The organism is Marinimicrobium alkaliphilum, from assembly GCF_003259155.1.
Classification (GTDB): domain Bacteria; phylum Pseudomonadota; class Gammaproteobacteria; order Pseudomonadales; family Cellvibrionaceae; genus Marinimicrobium_A; species Marinimicrobium_A alkaliphilum.
Map to the genome: position 1 here is coordinate 41,928 of NZ_QGMQ01000007.1, position 24,017 is coordinate 65,944.

Annotated in this window: 16 protein-coding genes; 13 read left to right on the plus strand and 3 right to left on the minus strand. The window is 59.9% G+C overall.

The window, feature by feature from the left end; genetic code table 11:
* Window positions 1–34: 34 nt before the first annotated feature.
* On the minus strand, window positions 35–2,242 hold the full coding sequence (locus DKW72_RS12270) for a primosomal protein N' (RefSeq protein WP_111642674.1): 2,208 nt from the start codon (window positions 2,240–2,242) through the stop codon (window positions 35–37).
* A gap of 262 nt (window positions 2,243–2,504) precedes the next feature.
* On the opposite strand from DKW72_RS12270, the gene rpmE reads away from it, so the two are divergent.
* Window positions 2,505–2,723, plus strand: a complete 219-nt coding sequence (gene rpmE / locus DKW72_RS12275) for a 50S ribosomal protein L31 (protein WP_111642675.1) — start codon at window positions 2,505–2,507, stop codon at window positions 2,721–2,723.
* A gap of 91 nt (window positions 2,724–2,814) precedes the next feature.
* Complete coding sequence (locus DKW72_RS12280) at window positions 2,815–3,558, plus strand: thermonuclease family protein (RefSeq protein WP_157960484.1); 744 nt, start codon at window positions 2,815–2,817, stop codon at window positions 3,556–3,558.
* Between the two features lie 4 nt (window positions 3,559–3,562).
* Here the strand turns inward: DKW72_RS12280 and DKW72_RS12285 are convergent, their stop codons facing one another.
* Window positions 3,563–5,965 (minus strand): penicillin-binding protein 1A, encoded by a 2,403-nt coding sequence (locus DKW72_RS12285; protein ID WP_332835792.1) that lies wholly within the window; start codon window positions 5,963–5,965, stop codon window positions 3,563–3,565.
* Between the two features lie 215 nt (window positions 5,966–6,180).
* Between DKW72_RS12285 and DKW72_RS12290 the strand changes: the two genes are divergently transcribed.
* The 8 genes from DKW72_RS12290 (at window position 6,181) to DKW72_RS12325 (ending at window position 14,379) form a co-directional block, all read left to right on the plus strand.
* Window positions 6,181–7,248: a pilus assembly protein PilM gene (locus DKW72_RS12290; protein ID WP_111642678.1), complete on the plus strand. Its 1,068-nt coding sequence runs from the start codon at window positions 6,181–6,183 to the stop codon at window positions 7,246–7,248.
* On the plus strand, window positions 7,248–7,820 hold the full coding sequence (locus tag DKW72_RS12295) for a PilN domain-containing protein (RefSeq protein ID WP_111642679.1): 573 nt from the start codon (window positions 7,248–7,250) through the stop codon (window positions 7,818–7,820). The genes DKW72_RS12290 and DKW72_RS12295 overlap by 1 nt, the downstream gene beginning before the upstream one ends.
* On the plus strand, window positions 7,820–8,428 hold the full coding sequence (locus DKW72_RS12300) for a type IV pilus inner membrane component PilO (RefSeq protein ID WP_111642680.1): 609 nt from the start codon (window positions 7,820–7,822) through the stop codon (window positions 8,426–8,428). The genes DKW72_RS12295 and DKW72_RS12300 overlap by 1 nt, the downstream gene beginning before the upstream one ends.
* 5 nt (window positions 8,429–8,433) lie before the next feature.
* Window positions 8,434–8,964 (plus strand): pilus assembly protein PilP, encoded by a 531-nt coding sequence (locus tag DKW72_RS12305; RefSeq protein ID WP_111642681.1) that lies wholly within the window; start codon window positions 8,434–8,436, stop codon window positions 8,962–8,964.
* A 36-nt stretch (window positions 8,965–9,000) separates the two neighbouring features.
* Window positions 9,001–11,151, plus strand: a complete 2,151-nt coding sequence (locus DKW72_RS12310) for a type IV pilus secretin PilQ (protein ID WP_111642682.1) — start codon at window positions 9,001–9,003, stop codon at window positions 11,149–11,151.
* A 6-nt stretch (window positions 11,152–11,157) separates the two neighbouring features.
* Window positions 11,158–11,691, plus strand: coding sequence for a shikimate kinase AroK (gene aroK, locus DKW72_RS12315; RefSeq protein ID WP_111642683.1), 534 nt, complete (start codon window positions 11,158–11,160; stop codon window positions 11,689–11,691).
* A gap of 80 nt (window positions 11,692–11,771) precedes the next feature.
* Entirely contained in the window at window positions 11,772–12,851 is a 1,080-nt protein-coding gene (gene aroB, locus DKW72_RS12320; protein WP_111642684.1) for a 3-dehydroquinate synthase, read from the plus strand.
* Between the two features lie 52 nt (window positions 12,852–12,903).
* Complete coding sequence (locus DKW72_RS12325; RefSeq protein ID WP_111642685.1) at window positions 12,904–14,379, plus strand: AAA family ATPase; 1,476 nt, start codon at window positions 12,904–12,906, stop codon at window positions 14,377–14,379.
* 53 nt (window positions 14,380–14,432) lie between these two features.
* Here the strand turns inward: DKW72_RS12325 and DKW72_RS12330 are convergent, their stop codons facing one another.
* Window positions 14,433–16,358 carry an Ig-like domain-containing protein gene (locus tag DKW72_RS12330; RefSeq protein ID WP_111642686.1) on the minus strand — a complete coding sequence of 642 codons (1,926 nt, stop codon included), beginning with the start codon at window positions 16,356–16,358 and terminating at the stop codon, window positions 14,433–14,435.
* Between the two features lie 426 nt (window positions 16,359–16,784).
* Here DKW72_RS12330 and gltB point away from each other — a divergent pair, with 426 nt between their 5' ends.
* The 3 genes from gltB to hemE all read left to right on the plus strand — a co-directional run bounded on the left by gltB (window position 16,785) and on the right by hemE (window position 23,944).
* Window positions 16,785–21,236 carry a glutamate synthase large subunit gene (gene gltB / locus DKW72_RS12335; protein ID WP_111642687.1) on the plus strand — a complete coding sequence of 1,484 codons (4,452 nt, stop codon included), beginning with the start codon at window positions 16,785–16,787 and terminating at the stop codon, window positions 21,234–21,236.
* Between the two features lie 32 nt (window positions 21,237–21,268).
* On the plus strand, window positions 21,269–22,687 hold the full coding sequence (locus DKW72_RS12340; RefSeq protein ID WP_111642688.1) for an FAD-dependent oxidoreductase: 1,419 nt from the start codon (window positions 21,269–21,271) through the stop codon (window positions 22,685–22,687).
* Between the two features lie 189 nt (window positions 22,688–22,876).
* Window positions 22,877–23,944: a uroporphyrinogen decarboxylase gene (gene hemE / locus DKW72_RS12345; RefSeq protein ID WP_111642689.1), complete on the plus strand. Its 1,068-nt coding sequence runs from the start codon at window positions 22,877–22,879 to the stop codon at window positions 23,942–23,944.
* Window positions 23,945–24,017: the final 73 nt, after the last annotated feature.

Consider the following 24,017-nt stretch of genomic DNA (forward strand, 5'->3'; position numbering starts at 1 on the left):
TCGTTGGGCGGAGGCGACCGATTGCCGGCCGTGTTCAGCTTTGCTCCTGGGGGTCGACATCAATGGACCAACGCACGCGCTTGCCCAGCGGGCTCTGCTCCAGGCGTTCAGCCAGCGTGGGCAGTATCGTCTGCAGGTCCTGGCGCCGGTCAGCACCCACTTGCAGCTGATAGCGGAAGCGCCCACCACGTTTTTCCATGGGCGCGGGTAGGGGGCCAACATAACTGGCTTTCGGACTCGGTGGCAGTAACTGTTCGCTTTCGCGCCGGGCCACCTGTAAAAAGTCGGCGGCGTTTTCGGGGCGCTTGGATTCCGCCCGGATCAGCACCAGGTGGCGGAAGGGCGGCAGGCGTGTGGCACGGCGCTCCTGGAGGATCAGGTCGGCAAAAGGGTGGTAGCCCTGGCGCATCAGCGTGAGCACCAGCGGATGCTCGGTGTAGTGGCTCTGCAATATGACCTCGCCCGGATCTTCTGCCCGCCCGGCCCGTCCGGCTACCTGAAGCAGCAGTTGCCCCATACGCTCGGGGCCGCGAAAGTCAGCACTGAACAGTCCCGCGTCGGCGTCGAGTATCACCACCAGTGTCACTTTCGGGAAGTGGTGCCCTTTGGCCAGCATCTGGGTGCCCACGAGAATCCCCGGCTCGCCTTTGTGAATCTGTGTCAGTAAGTTGTGCAGGCGGTTTTTGCCCCGGGTAGAGTCCCGGTCGATACGCAGCACCGGGTACTCGGGAAACAGTTGTTGCAAACGCTCCTCACTGCGCTCGGTCCCCTGGCCCTGTACCTGCAGCCGACTGCTCTTGCAGTTGGGGCAGCGCTGGGGAAGAGCCCGCTGGTGGTCGCAATGGTGACAGTGCAGGTGGCGTGGACTCTGGTGCACGGTCATGCGGGTGTCGCAGTGGCTGCACTCCGCCAGCCAGCCGCAGTCGTGGCACATCAGGGTTGGGGCGTAGCCCCGGCGGTTGAGAAACACCAGCGCCTGATTGCCGTCTGCCAGGGCCGCACCGATGGCATCGAGGGTGGACTGGCTGAAGCCGCTGTCCAGGGGCTGGCGACGGATGTCCTGTAAATGGATTGCCGGCGCGCGGGCGTTGCCGGCGCGGGCGGTCAGGCGCAGGTGCTGATAGCGTCCGGTGCGGGCGTTGTGCAGGGTTTCCAGTGAGGGCGTGGCGGTGCCCATAATCAAGGGAATCCCCAGTTTGTGAGCACGTACTACCGCCAGATCCCGGGCGTTGTAGCGGAAGCCGTCCTGCTGCTTGAAAGAGGTGTCATGCTCTTCGTCCACAATCAGGATGCCGGGCTGCGCCAAAGGGGCGAAAATGGCCGAGCGGGTGCCGATAACGATACGCGCCTGACCGCTGCGCGCCATCAGCCAGGCGTCCAGTCGTTCGCGGTCGTTCAGGCCCGAGTGCATTGCCACCACCGGTTGGGCGAACCGGGCCTTGAAGCGCGCCAGGGTTTGCGGGGTGAGACCGATTTCCGGCACCAGCACCAGCGCCTGACGACCCTGGGCCAGGACTCGCTCGATGGCCTGCAGGTAGATTTCGGTTTTGCCGCTGCCGGTGGCGCCGTCGAGCAGGCTGACCTGAAAGCCTTCGGTGGCGATCTGGGCCAATGCTTCGCGCTGCTCATTGTTCAGCGTCAGGGGGGGCTCAGCCAGGATCCGGGTTTCGTGGGCGACTTCGGGCCAGTGCTCGAATGCCGTGACCAGGGCTTTGTCTTCCAGCGCCTTGACCGTGGCCCGGTTGATCTCGAGCGCGTCCAGGTCTTCTTTGTTGAGGTGCGGGTGGCGCTGCAGAGCACTCAGCAGGGCCGCCTGTTTGGGCGCGCGCTTGAGGGCGCCTTCGGGCAGGCCCTTGCCTTCGTGGGTCAGTGCCCAGACGGTTTGCGGGCGCAGTTGATCGGCCTCACCCTGGCGCAACAGCACCGGCAGGGCGGTATGCAGGGCCTCCCCGGGTGGGCTCTGGTAGTAGCGCGCGGCCCAAAGCACGGCGCTCAGGACCTCGCTGGGCACGACCGCTTTCTGGTCAATGACCGCCAGCGCCGGCCGCAGTTGCTCGGGGGGGAGGTCACTGTGGGTACTGACGCGTACCAGAATGCCCAGCAGTTGCTGGTGTCCAAAAGGCACACGCACGCGCATGCCCGGGGCCAAGGTGGCAGCGTCCACCCCCGGGGGTACCCGGTAGTGGAATAACCGGCGCAGCGGGGTTGGCAGGGCGATGTGCAGGTAGGGGCCTTGGGCCATGGGGCATCCCGATAGTCTGATCACGTATATTGGTGGCGAGTGCGGGCTCGATTCAGGAGCGCAGGATAACGTACTTTGGCGGGCTTGTGCGCGCGGCCCCATTTTGCTGTCAGGTGGTGAAAAAGTGACCAGAAAAGGGGCTTGGATGCTTGCGTTGTGCGCGGATTCTGGTACTATCGCCGACCTTCAACGCCGTTCCATTAACCGTTGTTCCGTGCCCGGCAAAAGATCGGGTGGCGGGCAAAGTAGACAAGGCCTAGACATGAAAGCTGATATCCATCCGAATTACGTCGATGTTACTGCGACCTGCAGCTGCGGTAACGTTATCAAGACCCGCTCCACGCTGGGCAAAGATTTTTTGGTTGACGTGTGCTCCGCTTGCCACCCGTTTTACACGGGCAAGCAGAAGATCGTTGACACCGGTGGTCGTATCGACCGTTTCACCAAGCGCTTTGGCAGCCGTATCAACGCCAAAAAGTAAGCGTTTGTGTACCGTTAGTATGCGGATCGCAAGACTGAAAACGCCGAGAGCAAGGGCTCTCGGCGTTTTTTTTGGTGTCTGCGTTCTGAGTTTGTCCAGTGCTGCTTGGGCGCGCGACTGCCCGCCCTCAGGGCCAACGCAAGCGGTGCTTGTCGAGCGGGTTATCGACGGCGATACGTTGCGCCTGGCTGACGGCTCCCGGGTGCGCCTGATTGGGGTTGATGCGCCCGAGCTGGACCACCAGGAGGGCCGGCATGAGCCCTTGGCCGAAGCCGCAAGCGCGGCGGTCAAGCAATTTCTGGCGGGTGGTAAGGCGTATTTGGTGTTTGGTGAGCAACCCCGGGACCACTATGGTCGCACCCTGGCATACGTCTACAACGGCGAACGCGAGAGCCTGGAGGCTCTGCTATTGCGTCGCGGCTTGGCTTTCCATGTGACGGTGCCGCCCAATCTTGCGCAGGCCTCCTGTTTTGCTGTGATCGAGCGCGAAGCCCGAGATGCACAGCGGGGCGTTTGGGGCGAACCTTATTGGCGGGTGCGGCCGGCAGCGGCGTTGGGGGCGGCTGACGCGGGCTTTCGTCGAGTTGTCGGGCGCGTCACCGGTGTCAGCATTGGGCGGGATATTTGGCTGGAGCTGGACGGGCCTCTGGTGTTGCGTATCGGTGCTGATGATCGCGAGCGCTTCACCCTTGAAGATTGGACCGCCTTGGTCGGGCGGCGGGTAGAGGTCCAAGGGTGGGTTGTAGACCGCAGCGACTCCTCAGCAGCCCAGCGGGGCTTCAAGCCCCTGCTGATGCCGCTGCGCACCCCGTTCCAGTGGTTGGTGTTGGACTAGGTCCCTAGAACAGCTCGTCCGGTAGAGTTTCCTCCCGGCCATCGTTTCCGCCATTGCCGTCGTTATGATAGGGCGGAACATCTTCGCGCCGGAAAATTTCAAACACGGCCTGAGTGTCGCCCGGGCGGGCTCGCATCCCGGTCTCCGGGTTGATGCGCACCGTCACTATGCCATCGGGCTGGTTGGCTGGGCGCTCCGGTACGCCCGCGAGTGCGGTGCGCATATATTCGATCCAGATGGGCAGCGAAGCCACACCGCCGTATTCGCCCCGGCCGAGCGACGTGTTGCGATCAAAACCGACCCAGGCGACCGTCACCATATCCGGGCTGTAGCCGGCAAACCAGGCGTCGCGCGGGCCGTTGGTGGTGCCGGTCTTGCCGCCAATGTCACTGCGTTCAAGCACTCGCGCCCGGCGTCCGGTGCCGCGCTGAATAACGTCACGCAGCATGGAGTCCATCAGGTAAGCCGTCTGTTCGTCCATGACCCGGGGAGCCGGGGGCGGTGGTGCGAACATCGGGTCGACCGGCTCAGCGAGTGCGCCGGGCTCGTCGCCGTCCAGCGGTGCGCTGAGCGAGGCGATCACATCGGGCGGCGTCGTCGGCTCTGTGGCCTGGCAGTCGCGGCAGACAGTGTAGGGCTTGGCAATGTAATCGATGCTGCCTTCGTCCATCTCCACCCGCTCAATGATATAGGGCTCTACCCGATAGCCGCCATTGGCAAATACCGCGTACCCCTGAGCCATCTGCAGAGGCGTCAGCGCGTAGCTGCCGAGCGACAATGACAGGTTGCGGGGCATATCGTCGGGGTCCAGGCCAAAGCGTTCCAGGCTGGAAAGCATGGTATTCATACCCACCGCGCGCATCATCCGGATCGACACCAGGTTGCGCGACCGGTACAGGGCCTCGCGTACCCGGGTCGGCCCCAGGAAGGTGCCACCGTCGTTCTCGGGGCGCCAGGCACCCTCAAGGCTGGCGTCATCAATGACAATAGGTGCATCGTTGACCAAGGTGGCGGGGGTATAGCCGTTCTCCAGGGCCGAGGCATAGATGAACGGTTTGAAGCTGGAGCCGGGCTGGCGCGCGGCTTGAATGGCGCGGTTGTAATTGCTCTGACGGAAGTCAAAGCCACCAACAATCGAGCGGATCGCGCCGTTGCTGGGATCCAGGCCTACCAGAGCGCCCTGGGCATCGGGCACCTGGCTCAGTTGCCACTCGCCGTCCTGGTTGATCAGGCGCACCACGTCTCCCCGGCGAAGGATATCGGTGGCACTCTCCGGCGCCGGGCCGCGGGCGTTTTCGTTAATGTAGCGGCGCAGGCTCGAAATTCCTTGGTCCCAGCCCAGCTCGAACGCCTCACCCTGGGCGGTAATCAGGTCGACAGACCGCTCTCGCACCTGTGTGATGGCGGCCGGGTGCAGGCCTCCGAACACCGGAATGCTGCGCAGTTCGCTGGCCCAAGCGCTGAAATCGCCATCGGCCGGGACGTCAAGGCGCCGCTCTGGGCCCCGGTAGCCGTGTCGGCGGTCGTAAGTCATCAGGCCAGTCGCTACCGCTTGTTGTGCCGCGAGCTGCAAGCGGCTGTCGATGGTCGTGTAGACCTTGTAGCCGTCGGTGTAGGCGGCGGGGCCATAGAGCTCCAGCATCTCCATGCGCGCAGCTTCGGCTACGTAGGGGGCGTATACTTCCAGCGTCAGGCCGTGATAGCGGGCGGTATCTGGCGTGTTTACGGCCTGCTCCCACGTGGCCTGGTCGATAAAGTCCAGTTCCAGCATGCGCCCGAGAATCCAGTTGCGGCGGATCATGGCCCGCCGCGGATTGGCCAGCGGGTTGTAGGCTGAAGGCGCTTTGAGGACGCCGACAATCATGGCGTATTGCTCAACGCTCAGGTCCTGCAAGCTCTCGCCATAGTAGATCTGGGCGGCAGCGTGGATGCCGTAGGCCCGGTTGCCGAAAAACATTTTGTTGCTGAACAGCTCCATGATTTCCTGTTTGGACAGGGTCTGTTCAATCTTGAGGGCGAGGAGGATTTCATTGAATTTGCGGGAGAATATTTGTTCGCGGGAGAGGAAGAAATCCCGCGCCAGCTGCATGGTCAGGGTGCTTCCCCCCGACTGAATTTGCCCTGTTTGCAATAATTGTGACGCAGCTCTCACCAAACCTCTAATAGAAACGCCACTATGGGCGTAAAATTCATCGTCTTCGGCGGCCAGTAGTGCCTTGATGTAGAGGGGGGGCAAGTCCTCGTAAGCGACCGGTGTGCGACGCTGTTCACCAAATTCGCCAATAAGTCGATTGTCGCTTGAATAAACTCTCAGAGGGGTTTGTAATTGAACGTCCAGCAGGCTCTCAACCGGGGGCAACTGGGGGCTCAAATAGAGATACATCCCGCCAAGTGTGACAAAAGTCACACCGGAGCCGGCGACGACGAGCCAAAAAAAGACAGATAGTACGGATTTTTTTAGGGGCATTTTTTCTAAGTTAATTAGCAAGTTAGCGAATTTTGTGTCAAACGGCGGCCATTATAAGGGCTTTTTGACTGTTTACATACGGGTTCTCTTGTTGCACGCTTAATTTAAAGTGCTATAACATAAACTGCGTCTAAGTCACGGAAATAGATAGAAAAATGGGCATCTTGGGCTTCCTGGATAAAAAATCGAAACCGGTGCTTGGGCTAGACATCAGCTCAACCTCGGTCAAATTACTCGAACTCAGTCGTCAAGGCGGCCGCTATCGGGTGGAGAGCTATGCTGTCCGGCCCCTGCCTGCGGACGCTGTGGTCGAGAAAAACATCAACGACCAGGAAGCGGTGGCCGAGGCCATCAAGGCCATGGTCAAGCAAGCGCGCACCCGGGTCAAGCATGCGGCCGTGGCGGTGGCCGGTTCGGCGGTCATTACCAAGACCATCGATATGCCCGCAGGCCTGAACGACGACGCCCTCGAAGCGCAGATTTCGCTTGAGGCTGACCAATATATACCCTTCCCGCTCGAAGAAGTTGCAATTGATTTTGAAGTTCAAGGGGAATCGCCTCGCAATCCCGAACAGGTTGAAGTGCTTCTGGCCGCCTGTCGGCGTGAAAATATTGAGTCCCGGGTCGCCGCGCTGCAGTTGGCGGGACTGGCTGAGGAAAAGGTCGATGTTGAGGCCTACGCTATGGAGCGGGCCTTCAGCCTGATCGCCGAGCAACTCGAAGATCAGAGCGGGCAGGTGGTTGCCGTGCTCGACATCGGCGCGACCATGACCACCTTGAGTGTCATTGTCGATGGCAAAACGATTTACACCCGCGAGCAATTGTTCGGGGGCAAGCAGTTGACCGAGGAAATTCAGCGCCGCTACGGCCTGTCCATGGACGAGGCCGGACTCGCCAAAAAGCAGGGCGGCCTGCCGGACGACTATGAGAGCGAGGTCTTGCAGCCCTTCCAGGACGGTGTGGTGCAGCAGGTGACACGCTCCCTGCAGTTTTTCTTTGCGGCCAGCCAGTACAACGATGTCGATTACATTGTGCTGGCGGGCGGCGTTGCTTCAATGGACGGTCTGGCGGGGCTGATCGAAGAGAAACTGGGCACCCAGACTCTGGTGGCCAATCCGTTTGCCAATATGGCGGTTTCCTCCAAGGTCAATGCCTCGGCACTGGCCAGTGATGCGCCATCGCTGATGATTGCAGCCGGCCTGGCGCTGAGGAGTTTTGACTGATGGCAAAGATTAACCTGCTGCCCTGGCGCGAAGCCCACCGCCAGGAGAAGAAAAAAGAATTTATCGGCATTCTGGTGGTGGTGGTCATTGCCGCCGCCGTTGGGGCTTACCTCTGGGTGTCCCAGGTGGAGTCGGATATTGCCAACCAGAATCAACGCAACCGCATTTTGCAGAACGAGATCACCGACCTGGACAAGCAGGTCGCCGAGATTCGCGAATTGCGTGAACGACGCGAAGAGTTGCTGGCACGCATGCGCGTCATTCAGGAGCTCGAAGGCACACGCCCGGTGATAGTGCGTTATTTCGACGACATGGTGCGCGCGGTGCCTGATGGCGTTTTCCTGCGCAGCCTCAGTCGCCGAGGCCAGGTGATCACCCTGGAGGGTGTGGCCGAGTCCAACATGCGGGTGTCAAGTTTTATGCGGAACCTAGAAGCCTCGGACTGGTTCTCCCAGCCCAGCCTGGCATCGGTCACCGCTGCACCCGGTGCGGGCATGGGCGAACAGGCCAATGCTTTTCGGATGACTGTGCGCACCTCGGCTCCGGCCGAGCTCCCGGAGGATGAACAATAATGGCCTTTCAAGACTCCCTCGAACAGCTGAAAAACTTCGACGTCAATGATATTGATTTCGACCGTATGGGCGTGTGGCCACTGCCGGGCAAGATATTTGTCTGTGTGTTGCTGGTTGCCATCGTTCTGGCGGGCACCTATTACTTCAAAATCCGCGATATGAATACCCAGCTTCAGCGCGCCGCCGCCCAGGAGAATACGCTTCGGGAAAACTTCCGCCAGCGCGTGTTCCAAGCGTCGAATCTGGATGCCTACCGGGAGCAGATGGTAGAGATGGAAGAGTCCTTCGGGGCACTTCTGGCGCGCCTGCCCAGCGACACTGAAGTGCCGGGCCTGCTCGAAGACATCGACGCGCGCGGTTCTGAGTCCGGGCTGACCATCAACAGCATCCGGCTCGAGTCCGAGCGCCAGGCCGAGTATTACATCGAGCTGCCAATCAGCATTGACGTCGAGGGCTCCTATCACGATCTGGGTGGTTTCGTCAGCGGCGTTGCGGGCATGCCGCGCATCGTCACCCTGCACGATTACACCATTACCACCCGGCAGGGTTCGGGGGAGCTGAGCATGCAGATTGCCGCTAGAACCTACCGCTACCGTTCACAGGACTGATGACAATGAAAAAGACCCGTTTTACCGTCGGTGTATTGTCTGCAGTATTGCTGCTGTCCGCGTGTGGCGGTAGCAACAGCAACCAGGACCTGCAGAACTTTATTCGCGACACCAAAGCCCGCCCGGTTGGGCAGGTGGATGAGTTGCCGACTTTTCGCCCTTACCAGCCCTACAGCTACAGTGCGATGACGCTGCGCAGCCCGTTTGAGCGTCCGGTCCGGGAAGAGGAGCGCTCTCAACTCAGTGGCCGCTCGGTTGAGCCGGACATGGACCGCGAGCGCGAGTATCTCGAGCGTTTTGCGATCACCAACCTGCGGATGGTGGGGACCCTCAATCGCGGTGGTGGTTTGTGGGTGTTGATTGATGACGGTCAGGGTGGCGTGCACGCCGTGACTCAAGGTAATTATCTGGGGCGTAACCATGGTCGGATCGTTTCGACCAGCCGCACTCAGATCGAAGTGCTCGAAATCGTCTCCGACGGCTCAGGTGGCTGGGTCGAGCGGCCAAGAATTGTCAGTTTGCAAGAAAGGGATTAAGCCGTCATGCGCGCTCTGTCTTTATTGGGGTTAACTATGCGAAATATAACTACTCTACTGCTCATGCTATTGGTGTCGCCCCTGCTATGGGCCAACACTCTCGATGATATTCGCTTTGCAGAGCTGCCTGGTGAGCGCTTTGAGGTGCGCATGGGGTTCTCGGGGGCGCCGCCGGAGCCTCAGGGGTACACCATTGAGCAGCCTGCCCGGATTGTGCTCGACTTCCCGGATGTTGACAGCGCGCTGACCCAGCGCCGCTTTCCGCTGTCGTTCGATAACTCCGATAGCGCCATGGTGCTGACCTCGGAAGGCCGCACGCGTCTGATTCTCAACCTCAACGAACTGACCGGTTACGACACTCGGGTCGAAGGCAACCAGTACATTGTTGAGGTCGGCGCCAGCCGCGGCGGTTACGTCGAGGCTCCGGCCGCGCAGGCCGTGCCCGTGCGCCAGACGCGTCAGGCCGAGCGTCAAGCACCGGCGCAGCGCGGTCCGGCAATCACAAATATCGATTTCCGGCGCGGCGAAGCTGGTGAGGGCCGGGTGATCATCCAGCTGTCCCAGCCCAATGTCAGCGTCGATATGGACGAAACCGGTGAGGGTGTGCGACTCAACTTTAACGACGTGCATCTGCCCCAGGAGCTGCGTCGGCGCCTGGACGTGGTCGATTTTGCGACCCCGGTATCGCTGATCGCCGCGACGCATGACAGCCGCGGGGCAACCTTGAATATCCGCGCGAGCGGTGACTACGATTATCTCGCCTATCAAACTGACAACGAGTATGTCCTGAGTGTCAAACCGTTGAGCGAGCGTGAGCGGGAAGAGCGCGAAGAGATGTTCGCCTACACCGGCGAGCGCCTCTCTTTGAACTTCCAGGATATCGAAGTGCGCGCGGTCTTGCAGCTGATTGCAGACTTTACCGAGCTCAACCTGGTGGCCAGTGATACCGTCAGCGGCCGGATTACTCTGCGCCTGGAAAATGTCCCCTGGGATCAGGCGCTCGACCTGGTGTTGCGTACCAAGGGTCTGGACAAACGCGTGGTCGGCAATGTCATGATGGTGGCTCCTGCAGCTGAAATTGCCGAGCGCGAGCGTCAAGAATTGACCACGCGCCGTCAGCTGGAAGAGTTGGCGCCGCTGCGCACCGAATACATCCGAGTGCGCTACGCCAACGCTCGGGAGTTGTTTGAACTCTTCCGGGGTCGTTCTGGTGGCCAGCAGGCTGGTGGCGCCGGCGGTGCGGGTGGCGGTCAGCGCGGCGGCAGCCTCTCCACGGGCAGTGTCCTGTCCGAGCGTGGCTCAGCGGTGGTGGACGAGCGCACCAACTCCATTATTCTCACTGACACGGCCGAACGCATTGAAAACTTCCGGCGCATGGTCGACCAGATCGATATTCCGATTCGTCAGGTCATGATCGAGGCCCGTGTGGTCATCGCGAATACCGACTTCCGCCGTGAGATGGGTATTCGCTGGGGGGGTGTCGGCTATCGTCAAACCGGGGGTAGTCTGGTTGAAGTGGCGGGCTCAACCGCCGGCCTGGACTCCAACCCCGGTTCGCCCTTTGAATACCTGACCGGTCAAGGTGCGATTGATCTGAATGAAAACATGATTGTCGATCTGGGTGTGCAGAACCCGGCCGGAAGTCTGGCTCTGGGTATACTTACCGACAACGCGTTCCTCGATCTGGAACTGTCCGCACTCGAGAACACGGGCTACGCCGAGATCGTCTCTCAACCGAAAGTGATTACCGGTGACAAACAGCGCGCCAGTATCCAGTCGGGTACAGAAGTGCCTTATCAGGAAGTATCGCCCGCGGGTGGTACCACTACTGCTTTCAAGGAAGCAGTACTGAAGCTGGACGTTGTGCCGCAGATTACGCCGGACAACCGTATCATTATGGACCTTGTGATCAACCAGGATTCCATTGGTGCACTCAACCCGCAAACCGGTATCCCGACCATTGACGTGACCCAGCTGGAAACCAAGGTCCTGGTTTCGAACGGGCAGACTGTTGTACTGGGTGGTGTGTTCACAGTGGAACAGTTTCGCGAACAGAACAAGGTGCCAATCCTGGGTGACCTACCGTTCCTGGGGCGACTGTTCCGTCAAGACATCAACAGTCAACAAAAGCGCGAGCTGCTGATCTTTATTACGCCCAAAATTATGGCCGATACCCTGACCAATTAGAGATTCATGCCCAAGACCAATGTAATCCTTGTCGGCCCCATGGGGGCCGGCAAGTCCACCATCGGGCGGCTGTTATCAGCCGAACTGGACTACCCGTTTCGCGACAGTGACCGGGTGATTGAAGAGCGCACCGGTGCGGATATTCCCTGGATTTTCGATGTCGAAGGCGAAGAGGGTTTTCGCGACCGGGAAACCAATATTCTGGCGGAGTTGATCGAAGCGGACGGCCTGGTTATTGCGACCGGCGGCGGGATCGTTCAGCGTGCGCAAAACCGTGAGCTGATGCACCGGGGTGGCTTGGTGTGTTATCTGACGGCCTCTATCGATCAGTTGGTGGAGCGCACTGCCAAAGACAAAAAGCGGCCCCTGCTTCAGGTGCCGGATCCCCGTGCCAAAATCCGTGAGTTGATCGAGACTCGCGATCCCCTGTACCGCGAAGTTGCCGATCTGGTGGTCAGTACCGAAAAGCGTTCGCCTCGTGCTGTGGCCCAGGAAATTGCCGAGCGCGTGCGCGCCGCGAATGCGATCTCCGGGCACTGACGGCTCTGCTGCTCGGGGGCGCTTTGTGCTAAAGTAGGGCCCATGGTACATCCCCCCCTGAACAGCGTAAGAGACGGATAATGCGTGAATTGAAAGTCGATCTGGCCGATCGCTCCTACCCTATCTATATTGGCGATCAGTTGCTGGCACAGCCCGAGTTGCTGACCCGACATATTCGTGGCAAACAGGTTTGCATTGTCACCAACGAGACCGTTGCCCCGCTTTACCTGGCACAGGTTAAGGCGGGCCTGAGCGACTACCAGGTCGCCGAGGTTGTGTTGCCTGACGGTGAGGCCCACAAGACCCTGGATGTATTGGCACGTATTTACGATGGCTTGCTTGAGGCGCGCCACAACCGCACCACCACCGTGATTGCCCTCGGTGGTGGCGTGGTCGGTGACATGGCCGGTTTTGCGGCGGCGACTTACCAGCGCGGTGTCGACTTTATTCAGGTGCCAACGACCTTGTTGTCCATGGTGGATTCATCCGTAGGCGGCAAAACCGGGGTCAATCACCCGCTGGGCAAAAACATGATTGGGGCATTTTATCAGCCCCGCTGCGTCATTGCCGACACCGGCGTCTTGGCTTCGCTGCCGCCGCGTGAATTGTCTGCCGGTATTGCCGAGGTGGTCAAATACGGATTGATTTCTGACCGTCCGTTTTTCGAGTGGCTCGAAGCGAACATGGATGGTCTGCTGGCGGGTGAGCGCGAATTGATGGCTTACGCTATTGAGCGCTCCTGTCAAAACAAGGCCGATGTGGTGGCCCAGGACGAGCGCGAGGGCGGTATTCGTGCCATCCTCAATCTGGGGCATACCTTCGGTCACGCGATAGAAACGGCCCAGGGTTACGGTAATTGGTTGCACGGTGAGGCGGTGGCGGCCGGTATGGTCATGGCCGCCGACCTTTCGCATCGCCGCGGAGCCATCAGTGCCGAGGATCTGAAGCGCACACGTGTGCTGCTTGAGCGTGCGAGCTTACCGGTTAAGGCACCCGCAGACATGACTCCCGGTCAGTTTATCGATCTGATGGGGGTGGATAAAAAAGTCCTCGATGGTCGGTTGCGCCTGGTTTTACTGGCGGCCGTGGGCGAGGCGATCGTGACATCAGACATAGAGCCGCAGCTACTGCAAGAGACCTTTGCCGCCTGCTCGGCCTGAATAGGCGGATCTCCAATAACGGGGAGCCGCCGTCTACCCGGAGTTGACACCTATGGCAACGGAATCACCCTATCGAGAAGCCTCCGAACCGGTCGATTATCGCCAGTACTATGGCTTGGCGCAGGATCCCTTTGCCGACGACCCCGAGTATCCCCTGTTTACCGGCGCCGGACGCCGGGCCCTGATGGACCAGTTGCTGCACTTGAGCCAGTTCAGCAGCAGCTTGCTTGCGGTTCTGGGGGAGCCGGGTACCGGCAAGACGCGCATCGCACGGGTGTTTATCGAGAGCCTGCCCGAGGAAATCGACCACTGCTTTATCACGGCCTGGGACGGCGCCGAGCCAGAGCAGATATTTACTGCCATCATGGAAACCTTCGGCCTCGCCGGCCCTGAGCCCAAAGGCCTGGGGCCAATGGTCGCCGGGCTGCGCCGCTTTAGTCAGTCTGCGGATGAGCTGGACAACACCGCGCTGGTGATCATTGATGACGCTCACCATCTCGACGACAAAACCCTCGCAGCTCTGGTGAGCCTGTTTCAGGGCCAGCAGGACGGCTGCTTGCACTTGGTGTTGATAGGGGAGCCGTCACTGATTCAGCGGCTCGACAGTTTCAATATGCCCGACGTGATGATTCACGATCTGGTGCTTGAGCCCATGACCCTGGAAGAGGCCACCGATTACCTCAACTTTCGCATTGAAATGGCGGACTACCTGGGCCCGGAAATCTTTACCGAAGACGGCGTCGAGCCTTGGTGGCGCCGCGCCGAAGGACACCTCGGACGGCTCCATCAGCAGGCCCATCAGTGGTTGCTCAGCTCATTGCAGGAGCCGGAGACGCCTGCCCGCAAACCGCTGCCGGTGATTCATATTATCGCGGTGGCGTCGCTGTTGACGATACTGGCGCTGGCGTTTCTCTATCGCAGTGGTGACAGCGATCGGGCAAGCGAAACGCTGGCGCTAGAGCCGGTTCCCGAGGTGCTCGAGACGCCTGTAGAAGCGCCTGCGCCGACTCCAGAGCCTGAGTCAGCCCCGGCTCCCGACCCCTTGACCGATGCTCGCCCCGACGCGGAAATCGACCCTCAAGTGCCGGCGCTGAGCCCCGTGCCAGCGCCCGAGCCCCAGGCGCCGCCCCAGGCCGAGGCGCCATCCGAGCCAACTGTGCCGGCGGAACCTGCGCCCGCGCCTGAGCCTCCGCCGGCACCTGCGCCCAGTGCGCCTCAAGTGACCGATGACGAACAGCGGCTCCTGTCCTGGCGCGCCAGCGATTACACGTTGCAGTTGCTCGGCGCGAGTAGTGAGTCCGCCGTGCGCGACTTCATCCAGCGTCAGCCCAATCGTGCCCAGTTACTGAGTTTCCGCACTCAGCGCCAGGGCAACCCCTGGTATGTGGTGGTCACAGGACGCTTCAGCGACGCCGACAGCGCCCGCGCAGCGGTTGCCAATCTGCCCGATGCCCAGCGTCAGGCCGGCCCCTGGGCGCGGCCATTGAGCGGGATTCAGGAAGAGATTGAGCGGGAAAGAGGGTTGTAAACCAAAAAGCCCCGGCGGTAGCCGGGGCTTTTTTATTCTAACTGAAACGCTGTCTAGTTGATGTTGACGCGAAAGTTGCTGATCAGGCCGCCGGTATCAACCTCAATGAAAATCATCCCGGATGCAGCTTCATCTTGGCTTGCAGTCAAGAAAATGGTCGCTCTGTTGGGCTCCCCGTTGACTCTTACCGCCAGGTCCTCTGGCATCGCTCGGGCTTCAATATTTTCCGCGCTGCTTGTGTCTACGGAGATAGTAGTGCCTGGGGGCAGCAGATTGCCATTGATATCAGCCAGACCCACGGAGAATTCCACACTTTCACCGAGTCCCAGGGCTACGGATGCTGGCTGGCCGGGAAGGCGTTCGGTTATCGGGTCTACATAGACGTTTTCATCGGGCATTACCAGTACGGTTTCGCCACGGACCACCACCGTTTCGCGGGTACAATGGCCAGCGTCGGCGTCACCTTCTCGGCACAGGATGCCGTCGTAAATCTCGTTGCCTGGCTCCCTGGCGGTGCCGCCACTCATCTCGGCCGTTTTCCACACAGGCTCCAGGCCGTCGTCGTGAGAGGCGTTGCGGTTGGTGTCCAGGTAAGCGTCGCCCAGATCGTCGCAGGCGTGATTTTCCCTGAGATCCTGGTGCAAGTCGGCGGCACTGCGAGGCACATTGGGGGCGCAGTTGCCGTTGAGCCCAAAGAAGTCGACGCCATGATCGTAACGACCGTTCTGATTCAGGTCGATAAAGGATTCATTGCCTATTGCAGTGGCCATGATCAGGACCCGCCCAGCGCGGCACTCATAGCCTTCAAGGCATGTTGTGTCGCCCAACTGATTGACAGTGAAGTTGCCGGTCCCGGACGGCCGAGGGTTCTGGCTTGTCCAGAGGACTGTACAGGCTCCGCCTTCCGTCATACAGCCCGGTTCGATCGCGCCGCTATTTGTGGTCAGATAAACAGCGGTCCCGTCAGGCACAGGGTTGCCAAACTGGTCGGCCATGCGGACCGTGATCTCTGAAGGCACGCCGTCCATACCCAGACCCAGAGGGTGCAGGTCACTGGCGGACACGCTGAAATGGCTTTGGACCGGAATCCCGCTCGATACTATCAGCATGCTCGATTGGGTAAAGGCATCCGCCTCGTCGAGTTTAGCGGTGACCCTGACGGTCGTTGCCGCGTAGCCCGATTCGACACGTGCTCTGACCATGCCCTCGCGATCAGAGATACCGGTCTCGTCCAGGAGCATGACGTCGCGATTCGCCCCGCTCAAAGAAAAGTTGACCTGGGCGCCGCGAATGGGCTCGAGTGTTCTACCCAGCACCTGGAAAGTGACAGTGGCAACTTCGGTGCCGCCGACATGTTTGATACTGATGAAGTTGGTGTCGGCCTCGATAAAGCTGATGGCGGTTTCAACGTCGGCGTCGATGTCGAGGGTTGTTGAAGCGGCCAGGGTGGTGTCACCGATTCCCAGGTAGGCAGTGATCGAGTCCTCTCCGGCGCAGCCGTTCGCGGTGTAGGTAGCGCTGGCCTGGCCGAAACCGCTGGATATGTCGCTGATGATGGCGTCGCCTGATCTCAAACAGGGTGACTCGAAGCTGACCTCGAGGGGCTCGTTAACGCGCGCACCGTCCTCGTCAACCAATGTTACGTTGAGGCCCGCGCTGCCGCCTGGAGTGAGTGCGGCGGTGACCGATTTTCCTATGACGCCTTCCTGGAAGTCGTCACCTGAACCGCTCCCGAAGTAGAGGTTGAGTTCAGGTATGCTGGAGCCGTCGTCGCCCCCGCTTCCGTTCCCGTTTTCACCGGAACCGTTGCCATTAGTGCCCGCTCCATTACCATTCTGGCCGGAGCCGCCGTTGTTGATGTTGTCCAGCCTTGAGGGGCCGTCGGAGCTACTGCCGCAGGCGGCGAGGGTAAGGCTGAGGACAGCCATAAGAAGGGTGCTGCCAAGCCCCCGTTTGATGGGTAAGCGCATACCGATCATCTTGAATTCCTTGTTGGTTTGAGATTATTGGCCTTTCTATATATTCCTCTGAGGGCTGGAATACGAGCCTTAGGCCTATCCTAGCTCGCCTGCCGTACCATGTAGAGCGTTTAACAGCCGCATTCTGGCGGAAAATACAGGCTTTGTGAACTGGTTCACACTTTGTTCTCGTGCGGGTTTTGAGCAATGATTCATTTTCGGCGTATGGAAATCGGCAGGAATCTTGCTCCACTATCCCGCCTGCGGCGATAGGTCTACACCGCGAAACTTGCTATCAGGCAGGGTAACGGGTAATATTCTGCGCCCATTTGAGCCCCGTTTTTGTCAGGGGCTTTTTTGTCTGAAGTGCGATTTTAGATGCTGGGGCCCGCGTGGGCCGTGGCTTGGAGTCGTTGAGTAACCCGAACGATGATTGAGAGACAGCGTATGACCACTGGCCTCTACAGGTTAGACGAGTTTAAAGACAACTGCGGTTTCGGCCTGGTTGCCCATTTAAAGGGCAAAACCAGCCACCGGTTGCTGGAAACGGCCATCGAGTCCCTGACTTGCATGACCCACCGCGGCGGTATCGCCGCAGACGGCAAAACCGGTGACGGCTGCGGATTGTTGCTGCAGAAGCCCGACGGCTTCCTGCGTGCCGTGGCCAAAGAGGTGTGTGGCGCCGAGCTGAGCGACATTTATGGCGTCGGTGCGGTCATGCTGAGCCGGGATGCCGACAAGGCCGAGGCCGCACGCAAGATCATGAGCGAAGAATTGACCGCTCAGGGCCTGGAGGTTGCTGGATGGCGTGAAGTGCCGGTGGACAGTAGCTGCCTGGGCCCGATCGCGCTCAAGTCCCTGCCGTCGTTCTATCACGTGTTTATCAACGCCGACAGCACGCTGCCGCTGGCGCAGGTCAACGCCCGCCTGTTTATGGCCCGGCGTAAGACCGAGTTGCGCCTGGAGGGCGACAAGGCCTTCTATATTGCCAGCTTGAGCACCACCGTCATCTCCTACAAAGGCCTGATGATGCCCGTGGATCTGCCGCAGTTCTTTGCCGACCTCGCCGATGAACGGGTAGAGACGGCGATCTGTGTGTTCCATCAGCGCTTCTCGACCAACACCCTGCCCGAGTGGCCGCTCGCGCAGCCGTTCCGTATGCTGGCACACAACGGTGAGATCAACACCGTGATGGGGAACCGCAACTGGTCGGTCGCGCGCACCTCCAAATTCAGTACGGATCTGCTGCCAGAGCTTGAGAGCGTTGCGCCGCTGGTCAATCGCACCGGCTCTGACTCTTCCAGCCTGGACAATATGCTCGAAGTGCTGCTCACCGGCGGCATGGAGCTGCACCGCGCCATCCGTATGCTGGTGCCGCCGGCGTGGCAGAACGTCGAGCACATGGATCCCGAGCTGCGGGCGTTCTACGAATACAACTCCATGCACGTCGAGCCCTGGGATGGCCCGGCAGGTCTGGTTATCACTGATGGCCGCTACGCTGTCTGTACTCTGGACCGCAATGGCCTGCGCCCTTCTCGCTGGGTCATTACCAAAGACGACGTCATTACCGTCGCGTCGGAAGTGGGTGTGTACGATTACAAGCCCGAAGACGTGGTGGCCAAGGGGCGCCTCGGCCCGGGTCAAATCCTGTCTGTCGATACCGAGACTGGCAAGCTCTATCACACCCAAGACGTGGATGAGCAGCTCAAAGGCACCAAGCCTTACAAGCAGTGGCTGAAAGACAAGGCCTTGCGGATCGAGTCGACGTTGGCCAATGACGAAGCTGAAAACGGCATTCACAACGGTGAGCTCAAGGCTTACATGAAGCTGTTCCAGGTCACCAACGAAGAGCGCGACCAGGTGATGCGTCCGCTCGCGGAAGGCGGCCAGGAGGCCGTGGGCTCCATGGGTGACGATACCCCCATGGCGGTGCTGTCACGCCAGCAGCGCCCGCTCTACGATTATTTCCGTCAGCAGTTCGCTCAGGTGACCAACCCGGCTATCGATCCGCTGCGCGAAGCCATCGTCATGTCCCTGGAAACCTGTCTGGGCCGTGAGCTGTCCGTGTACGAAGAAACCGAGGCGCACGCCGATCGCATTATTCTGCGTTCGCCGGTGCTCTCGCCGGTAAAATTCCGTGCACTGTTCAACTTGCCCCGTACCGGTTACGACGCCGAGACTTTTGATCTGTCCTACGATCCGAACGAGAAGGGCCTGCAGCAGGCGATCGCCGATCTGTGCGAGCAGGTGGCGGCGTCCGTGAAACAGGGCACCGTTCTGGTGGTGCTGTCAGACAACGGTATCAAGCAGGGGCGTTTGCCGGTGCATGCGCTGCTGGCGACCGGTGCCGTGCATCACCATCTGACCAAGGTGGGCTTGCGCTGCGAGGCCAATATCATCATTGAGACGGGCACCGCCCGGGATTCTCATCAGGTGGCGGCGCTCATTGGCTACGGCGCCACGGCGGTCTATCCCTATCTGAGCTATCACGTGCTCAACCAACTGATCGAAACCGGCGAGCTGCTCACCGACGTCGATCAGGCGTACAAGAATTACCGCAAAGGTGTGGACAAAGGACTGCTCAAAATCCTGTCAAAAATGGGTATTTCCACCATTACCTCCTACCGCGGTGCCCAGCTGTTTGAAGCTGTGGGCCTGGCGGACGATGTGGTCGATATCTGTTTTGAAGGCACGCCCTCGCGTATCAAAGGCGCCCGTTTCGAAGATCTGGAAGCCGATCAGAAAGCCCTGGCGAAAGTGGCCTGGCTGGATCGCAAACCGATCGTTCAGGGTGGCCTGCTCAAATATGTCCACGGTCAGGAATATCACACCTTTAACCCGGACGTGATCCAGACCTTGCAGGCAGCCGTGCAGGCGGGTGATTTTGGGCTGTGGCGCAATTATGCCGACCTGGTTAACCAGCGTCCGGTGGCAACCCTGCGTGACCTGCTCAAAGTGCGTGAAGGTATCGAGCCGATTCCCCTGAGTGAAGTCGAGCCGGTGTCGGAAATCGTCAAACGTTTTGACTCCGCCGGTATGTCCCTGGGCGCGCTGTCGCCCGAGGCTCATGAGGCGTTGGCGGAAGCCATGAACCGTTTGGGCGGTCGCTCCAACAGCGGTGAAGGCGGTGAAGATCCGGCTCGTTACGGCACCATCAAATCATCCAAAATCAAGCAGGTGGCGTCCGGCCGCTTTGGTGTGACCCCGCACTACCTGGTCAATGCCGAAGTCATTCAGATCAAGGTCGCCCAGGGCGCCAAGCCCGGTGAGGGCGGCCAGTTGCCCGGTGGCAAGGTCAATGAGCTGATCGCGCGTCTGCGTTACTCCGTACCCGGTGTGACCCTGATTTCGCCGCCGCCGCACCACGACATCTACTCTATTGAAGATCTGGCGCAGCTGATTTACGACCTCAAGCAGGTCAACCCGAAGGCGCTGGTGTCGGTCAAGCTGGTGTCGCGCCCGGGTGTGGGCACCATTGCCGCCGGTGTGGCCAAGGCTTACGCCGACCTGATCACCATTTCCGGTTATGACGGTGGTACCGCCGCGAGTCCGCTGACCTCGATCCGCTACGCCGGTTCGCCCTGGGAGCTGGGCCTGAGTGAAACCCATCAGACCCTGCGCGCCAACGATCTGCGCGACAAGGTGCGGGTCCAGACCGACGGCGGTTTGAAAACCGGTCTGGATGTGGTCAAGGCGGCCATGCTCGGCGCCGAAAGTTTCGGCTTCGGTACCGGTCCGATGGTGGCGCTGGGCTGCAAATACCTGCGCATCTGTCACCTGAACAACTGTGCAACCGGTGTCGCTACCCAGCGCAATGATCTGCGCCGGGACCACTACATCGGCACCGTCGAAATGGCCATGAATTTCTTCACCTTTATGGCCGAAGAGACCCGCGAATGGATGGCCCGCCTGGGCGTGCGCACACTGGCCGAGCTGGTGGGTCGCGTTGACCTGCTCGAGCGTATCGAAGGTCAAACCGAGAAGCAGAAACAGATCGACCTGAGTCCGATGGTGTACACCGATGCGCTGCTCGACAGCAAGCCGCAGCTGTGCGCGGTCGATAAGAACGAACCGTTCGATAAAGGTGAGTTGGCGGAACGCATGGTCGCTACCATGTTGCCCGCGATCGAAGCCAAAGCCGGTGGCGAATTCGAGTTCCGGGTGACCAACTGCGATCGCTCCATCGGTGCGCGTATCAGTGGTGAAATCGCCCAGCGTTACGGCAACCAGGGTATGGCCGAGGTGCCGGTGAAGCTCAAACTCACCGGTGTTGCCGGTCAGAGCCTGGGCGTCTGGAACGCGGGCGGTCTGGAAATCTATCTGGAAGGCGATGCCAACGACTATGTCGGCAAAGGCATGGCCGGCGGCAAAGTTGTACTGCGTCCGCCGCGCAACTCCAGCTTCAAGTCCCAGGACACCAGCATCATGGGCAACACCTGCCTGTACGGTGCTACCGGCGGTAAGCTGTTTGCCGCGGGTGTTGCCGGTGAACGCTGTGGCGTTCGCAACTCCGGTGCCCAGGTGGTTGTTGAAGGCGCGGGCGATCACTGCTGCGAATACATGACCGGTGGTGTGGTCACCGTGCTGGGTAAAACCGGCGTCAACTTCGGTGCGGGCATGACCGGCGGTTTTGCTCTCGTGCTGGACGAGGCCAATGACTTTGTCGATCGCTACAACCACGAGCTGGTGGATATCCATCGTATCGACACCGAGTCGCTGGAGGCGTACCGCAATCATCTGCGCGGGGTGATTACCGAATTTGTGAATGAAACCGAGAGTGCCTGGGGGCGTGAGTTGCTGGAAAACTTTAACGACTATGTCGGTAAGTTTTGGCTGGTAAAACCCAAGGCCGCCAGCCTTGCCAGTTTGCTCGACAGCGTGCAAAAGCGCGGCGAATAACTCCCGGTTAATCCGTTTTAGAGGCGTAGAAAATGGCCGAACGTTTAAGCAACAATTTTCAGTTTATTGATGTCGGGCGCCAGGATCCTGAAAAAAAGGATATTGAGACGCGCAAGCATCAGTTTGTGGAAATCTACCAGCCCTACACCCAGGATCAGGTGGCCGGTCAGGCGCACCGCTGCCTGGACTGTGGCAACCCTTACTGTGAATGGAAGTGCCCGGTGCACAACTTCATTCCCAATTGGTTGAAGCTGATTTCCGAGGGCAACATTTTTGAGGCGGCCGAGCTGAGCCACCAGACCAACTCCCTGCCGGAAGTGTGTGGCCGGGTGTGTCCGCAGGATCGCCTGTGCGAAGGCGCCTGTACTCTGAACGACGGTTTCGGTGCTGTGACCATCGGCAACGCCGAGAAGTACATCACCGACACCGCTTTTGCCATGGGCTGGAAGCCGGACATGTCAAAGGTGAAGTGGACCGATAAAAAGGTCGCGGTCATCGGAGCGGGCCCCGCCGGTATCGGCTGTGCCGATGTCCTGGTGCGCAATGGCGTCAAGCCCGTGGTGTTCGACAAATACCCGGAAATCGGTGGCTTGCTGACCTTTGGTATCCCCGAGTTCAAACTGGAAAAAAGTGTCCTGACCCGGCGTCGGGAAATTTTTACCGAGATGGGTATCGAGTTCCGTCTGAACACCGAAGTTGGCAAAGATGTGACCATGGAAGAATTGCTGCGCGACTATGATGCGGTGTTCATGGGAATGGGGACTTACACCTATATGAAGGGTGGTTTCCCTGGCGAGGATCTGCCGGGCGTTCACGATGCTCTGCCGTTCCTGGTATCGAACGTCAATCGCAACCTGGGCTTTGAAAAAGATCCGAGCGAGTTTATCAGCGTCGATGGCAAGCGTGTGGTGGTGCTGGGCGGTGGTGATACCGCCATGGACTGCAACCGTACCTCTATCCGTCAGGGCGCCGAAAGCGTGTCCTGTGCTTATCGTCGGGACGAAGAAAATATGCCCGGCTCGCGGCGCGAGGTGGCCAACGCGAAAGAAGAGGGCGTCAAGTTCCTGTTCAATCGTCAGCCGGTCGCGATCGTGGGTGAAGACAAGGTCGAGGGCGTCAAGGTAGTAACCACCAAGTTGGGTGAGCCGGATGAAAACGGCCGTCGTCGCCCGGAGCCCATTGAGGGCAGCGAGGAAGTTCTGCCGGCGGACGTGGTATTGATTGCTTTTGGTTTCCGCCCGAGCCCGGCCGACTGGTTTGGCGATCACAAGATCAATGTTGCTGATTGGGGTGGTGTGGTTGCCCCCGAAGAGCAGACATTCAAATTCCAGACCTCGAACCCGAAGGTCTTCGCCGGCGGTGATATGGTGCGCGGCTCTGATCTGGTGGTGACCGCCATTTGGGAAGGACGTGAAGCGGCTGAGGGGATCATGGATTATCTGGAGGTCTGATCGACCTTCAGGTGCCTCAGTGTCGGATTACGCTGCGCTAATCCGACCTACTCGATACGGCGTGCCATTGTTTGAGTAGGTCGGATTAGCCCCAAAGGGGCGTAATCCGACACTGAGGCACCCAACCTTCAAGGTGCTACCAATGCCCCGCCCCGAGCGGGGCTTATTTTATTTCCCCAGGTGAACAACATGAGCGAACTCAAAAACGACCGTTTCCTGCGCGCTTTGATGCGTGAGCCTGTGGACGTCACGCCCGTATGGATGATGCGCCAGGCCGGACGCTATCTGCCGGAGTATCGCGCCTCACGCGAGCGCGCCGGTAACTTCATGGGGCTGTGCGCCAACCCCGACATGGCCTGCGAAGTGACCCTGCAACCGCTCGAGCGCTACCCGCTGGACGCGGCGATTTTGTTTTCCGATATCCTGACTATTCCCGACGCCATGGGCCTGGGGCTCTATTTCGAAACCGGCGAGGGGCCCAAATTCCGTAAGCCGGTACGCACCGAGGCCGATATTCAGGCGCTCAAAGTCATGGATCCCTACAAGGATCTCGGCTATGTGATGGACGCGGTGAAAACCATCCGCCGAGAACTTAACGGCCGGGTGCCGCTGATCGGTTTTTCCGGTAGCCCCTGGACCCTGGCCACCTACATGGTCGAAGGCAGCTCGAGCAAGGATTTTCGCCGTGCCAAAACCATGGCCTATGATCAGCCGGAGGTGATGCACCAGCTGCTCGACACCCTGGCGCAGTCGGTCACCGCTTACCTGAATGCTCAAATTGAGTCTGGCGCTCAAGCGGTACAGATTTTCGATACCTGGGGCGGAGCACTGTCTCACGCGGCCTACCAGGAGTTTTCGCTCAAATATCTGCAACAGATCGTATCGGGTCTGATTCGCCAGCACGATGGCCGGAGGGTCCCGGTGATTCTGTTTACCAAAGGCGGCGGCCAGTGGCTGGAGCAGATGGCTGACACCGGTGCCGACGCCCTGGGCCTGGACTGGACCACAGACATCGGTCAGGCGCGCAGCCGGGTTGGTCAGCGGGTGGCGCTGCAGGGAAATATGGATCCCACCATTCTGTATGCCAGTCCCGAGCGTATTCGGGCCGAGGTTGGTCAGATTCTTGAGAGTTACGGCCGGGGCAGTGGCCATGTTTTCAACCTTGGTCACGGGATCACCCCTGAGGTGGATCCAGCCCATGCCGGGGCTTTTATCGAGGCAGTGCACGAGCTGTCGGCAGTCTATCACGGGGAGTGATAGGCTAACTTGGCGCATTTTTCGCTCTAGCAAGCCGTAAAATAACCGGCTACACTGGCGTATGGATCAGCGT

Bases quoted from the DNA above. Each gene is read 5' to 3' on its own strand.
- DKW72_RS12270 (WP_111642674.1), bottom strand. From the start codon at position 2,242: ATGGCCCAAGGCCCCTACCTGCACATCGCCCTGCCAACCCCGCTGCGC.
- rpmE (WP_111642675.1), top strand. From the start codon at position 2,505: ATGAAAGCTGATATCCATCCGAATTACGTCGATGTTACTGCGACCTGC.
- DKW72_RS12290 (WP_111642678.1), top strand. From the start codon at position 6,181: ATGGGCATCTTGGGCTTCCTGGATAAAAAATCGAAACCGGTGCTTGGG.
- DKW72_RS12295 (WP_111642679.1), top strand. From the start codon at position 7,248: ATGGCAAAGATTAACCTGCTGCCCTGGCGCGAAGCCCACCGCCAGGAG.
- DKW72_RS12300 (WP_111642680.1), top strand. From the start codon at position 7,820: ATGGCCTTTCAAGACTCCCTCGAACAGCTGAAAAACTTCGACGTCAAT.
- DKW72_RS12305 (WP_111642681.1), top strand. From the start codon at position 8,434: ATGAAAAAGACCCGTTTTACCGTCGGTGTATTGTCTGCAGTATTGCTG.
- DKW72_RS12310 (WP_111642682.1), top strand. From the start codon at position 9,001: ATGCGAAATATAACTACTCTACTGCTCATGCTATTGGTGTCGCCCCTG.
- aroK (WP_111642683.1), top strand. From the start codon at position 11,158: ATGCCCAAGACCAATGTAATCCTTGTCGGCCCCATGGGGGCCGGCAAG.
- aroB (WP_111642684.1), top strand. From the start codon at position 11,772: ATGCGTGAATTGAAAGTCGATCTGGCCGATCGCTCCTACCCTATCTAT.
- DKW72_RS12325 (WP_111642685.1), top strand. From the start codon at position 12,904: ATGGCAACGGAATCACCCTATCGAGAAGCCTCCGAACCGGTCGATTAT.
- DKW72_RS12330 (WP_111642686.1), bottom strand. From the start codon at position 16,358: ATGATCGGTATGCGCTTACCCATCAAACGGGGGCTTGGCAGCACCCTT.
- gltB (WP_111642687.1), top strand. From the start codon at position 16,785: ATGACCACTGGCCTCTACAGGTTAGACGAGTTTAAAGACAACTGCGGT.
- DKW72_RS12340 (WP_111642688.1), top strand. From the start codon at position 21,269: ATGGCCGAACGTTTAAGCAACAATTTTCAGTTTATTGATGTCGGGCGC.
- hemE (WP_111642689.1), top strand. From the start codon at position 22,877: ATGAGCGAACTCAAAAACGACCGTTTCCTGCGCGCTTTGATGCGTGAG.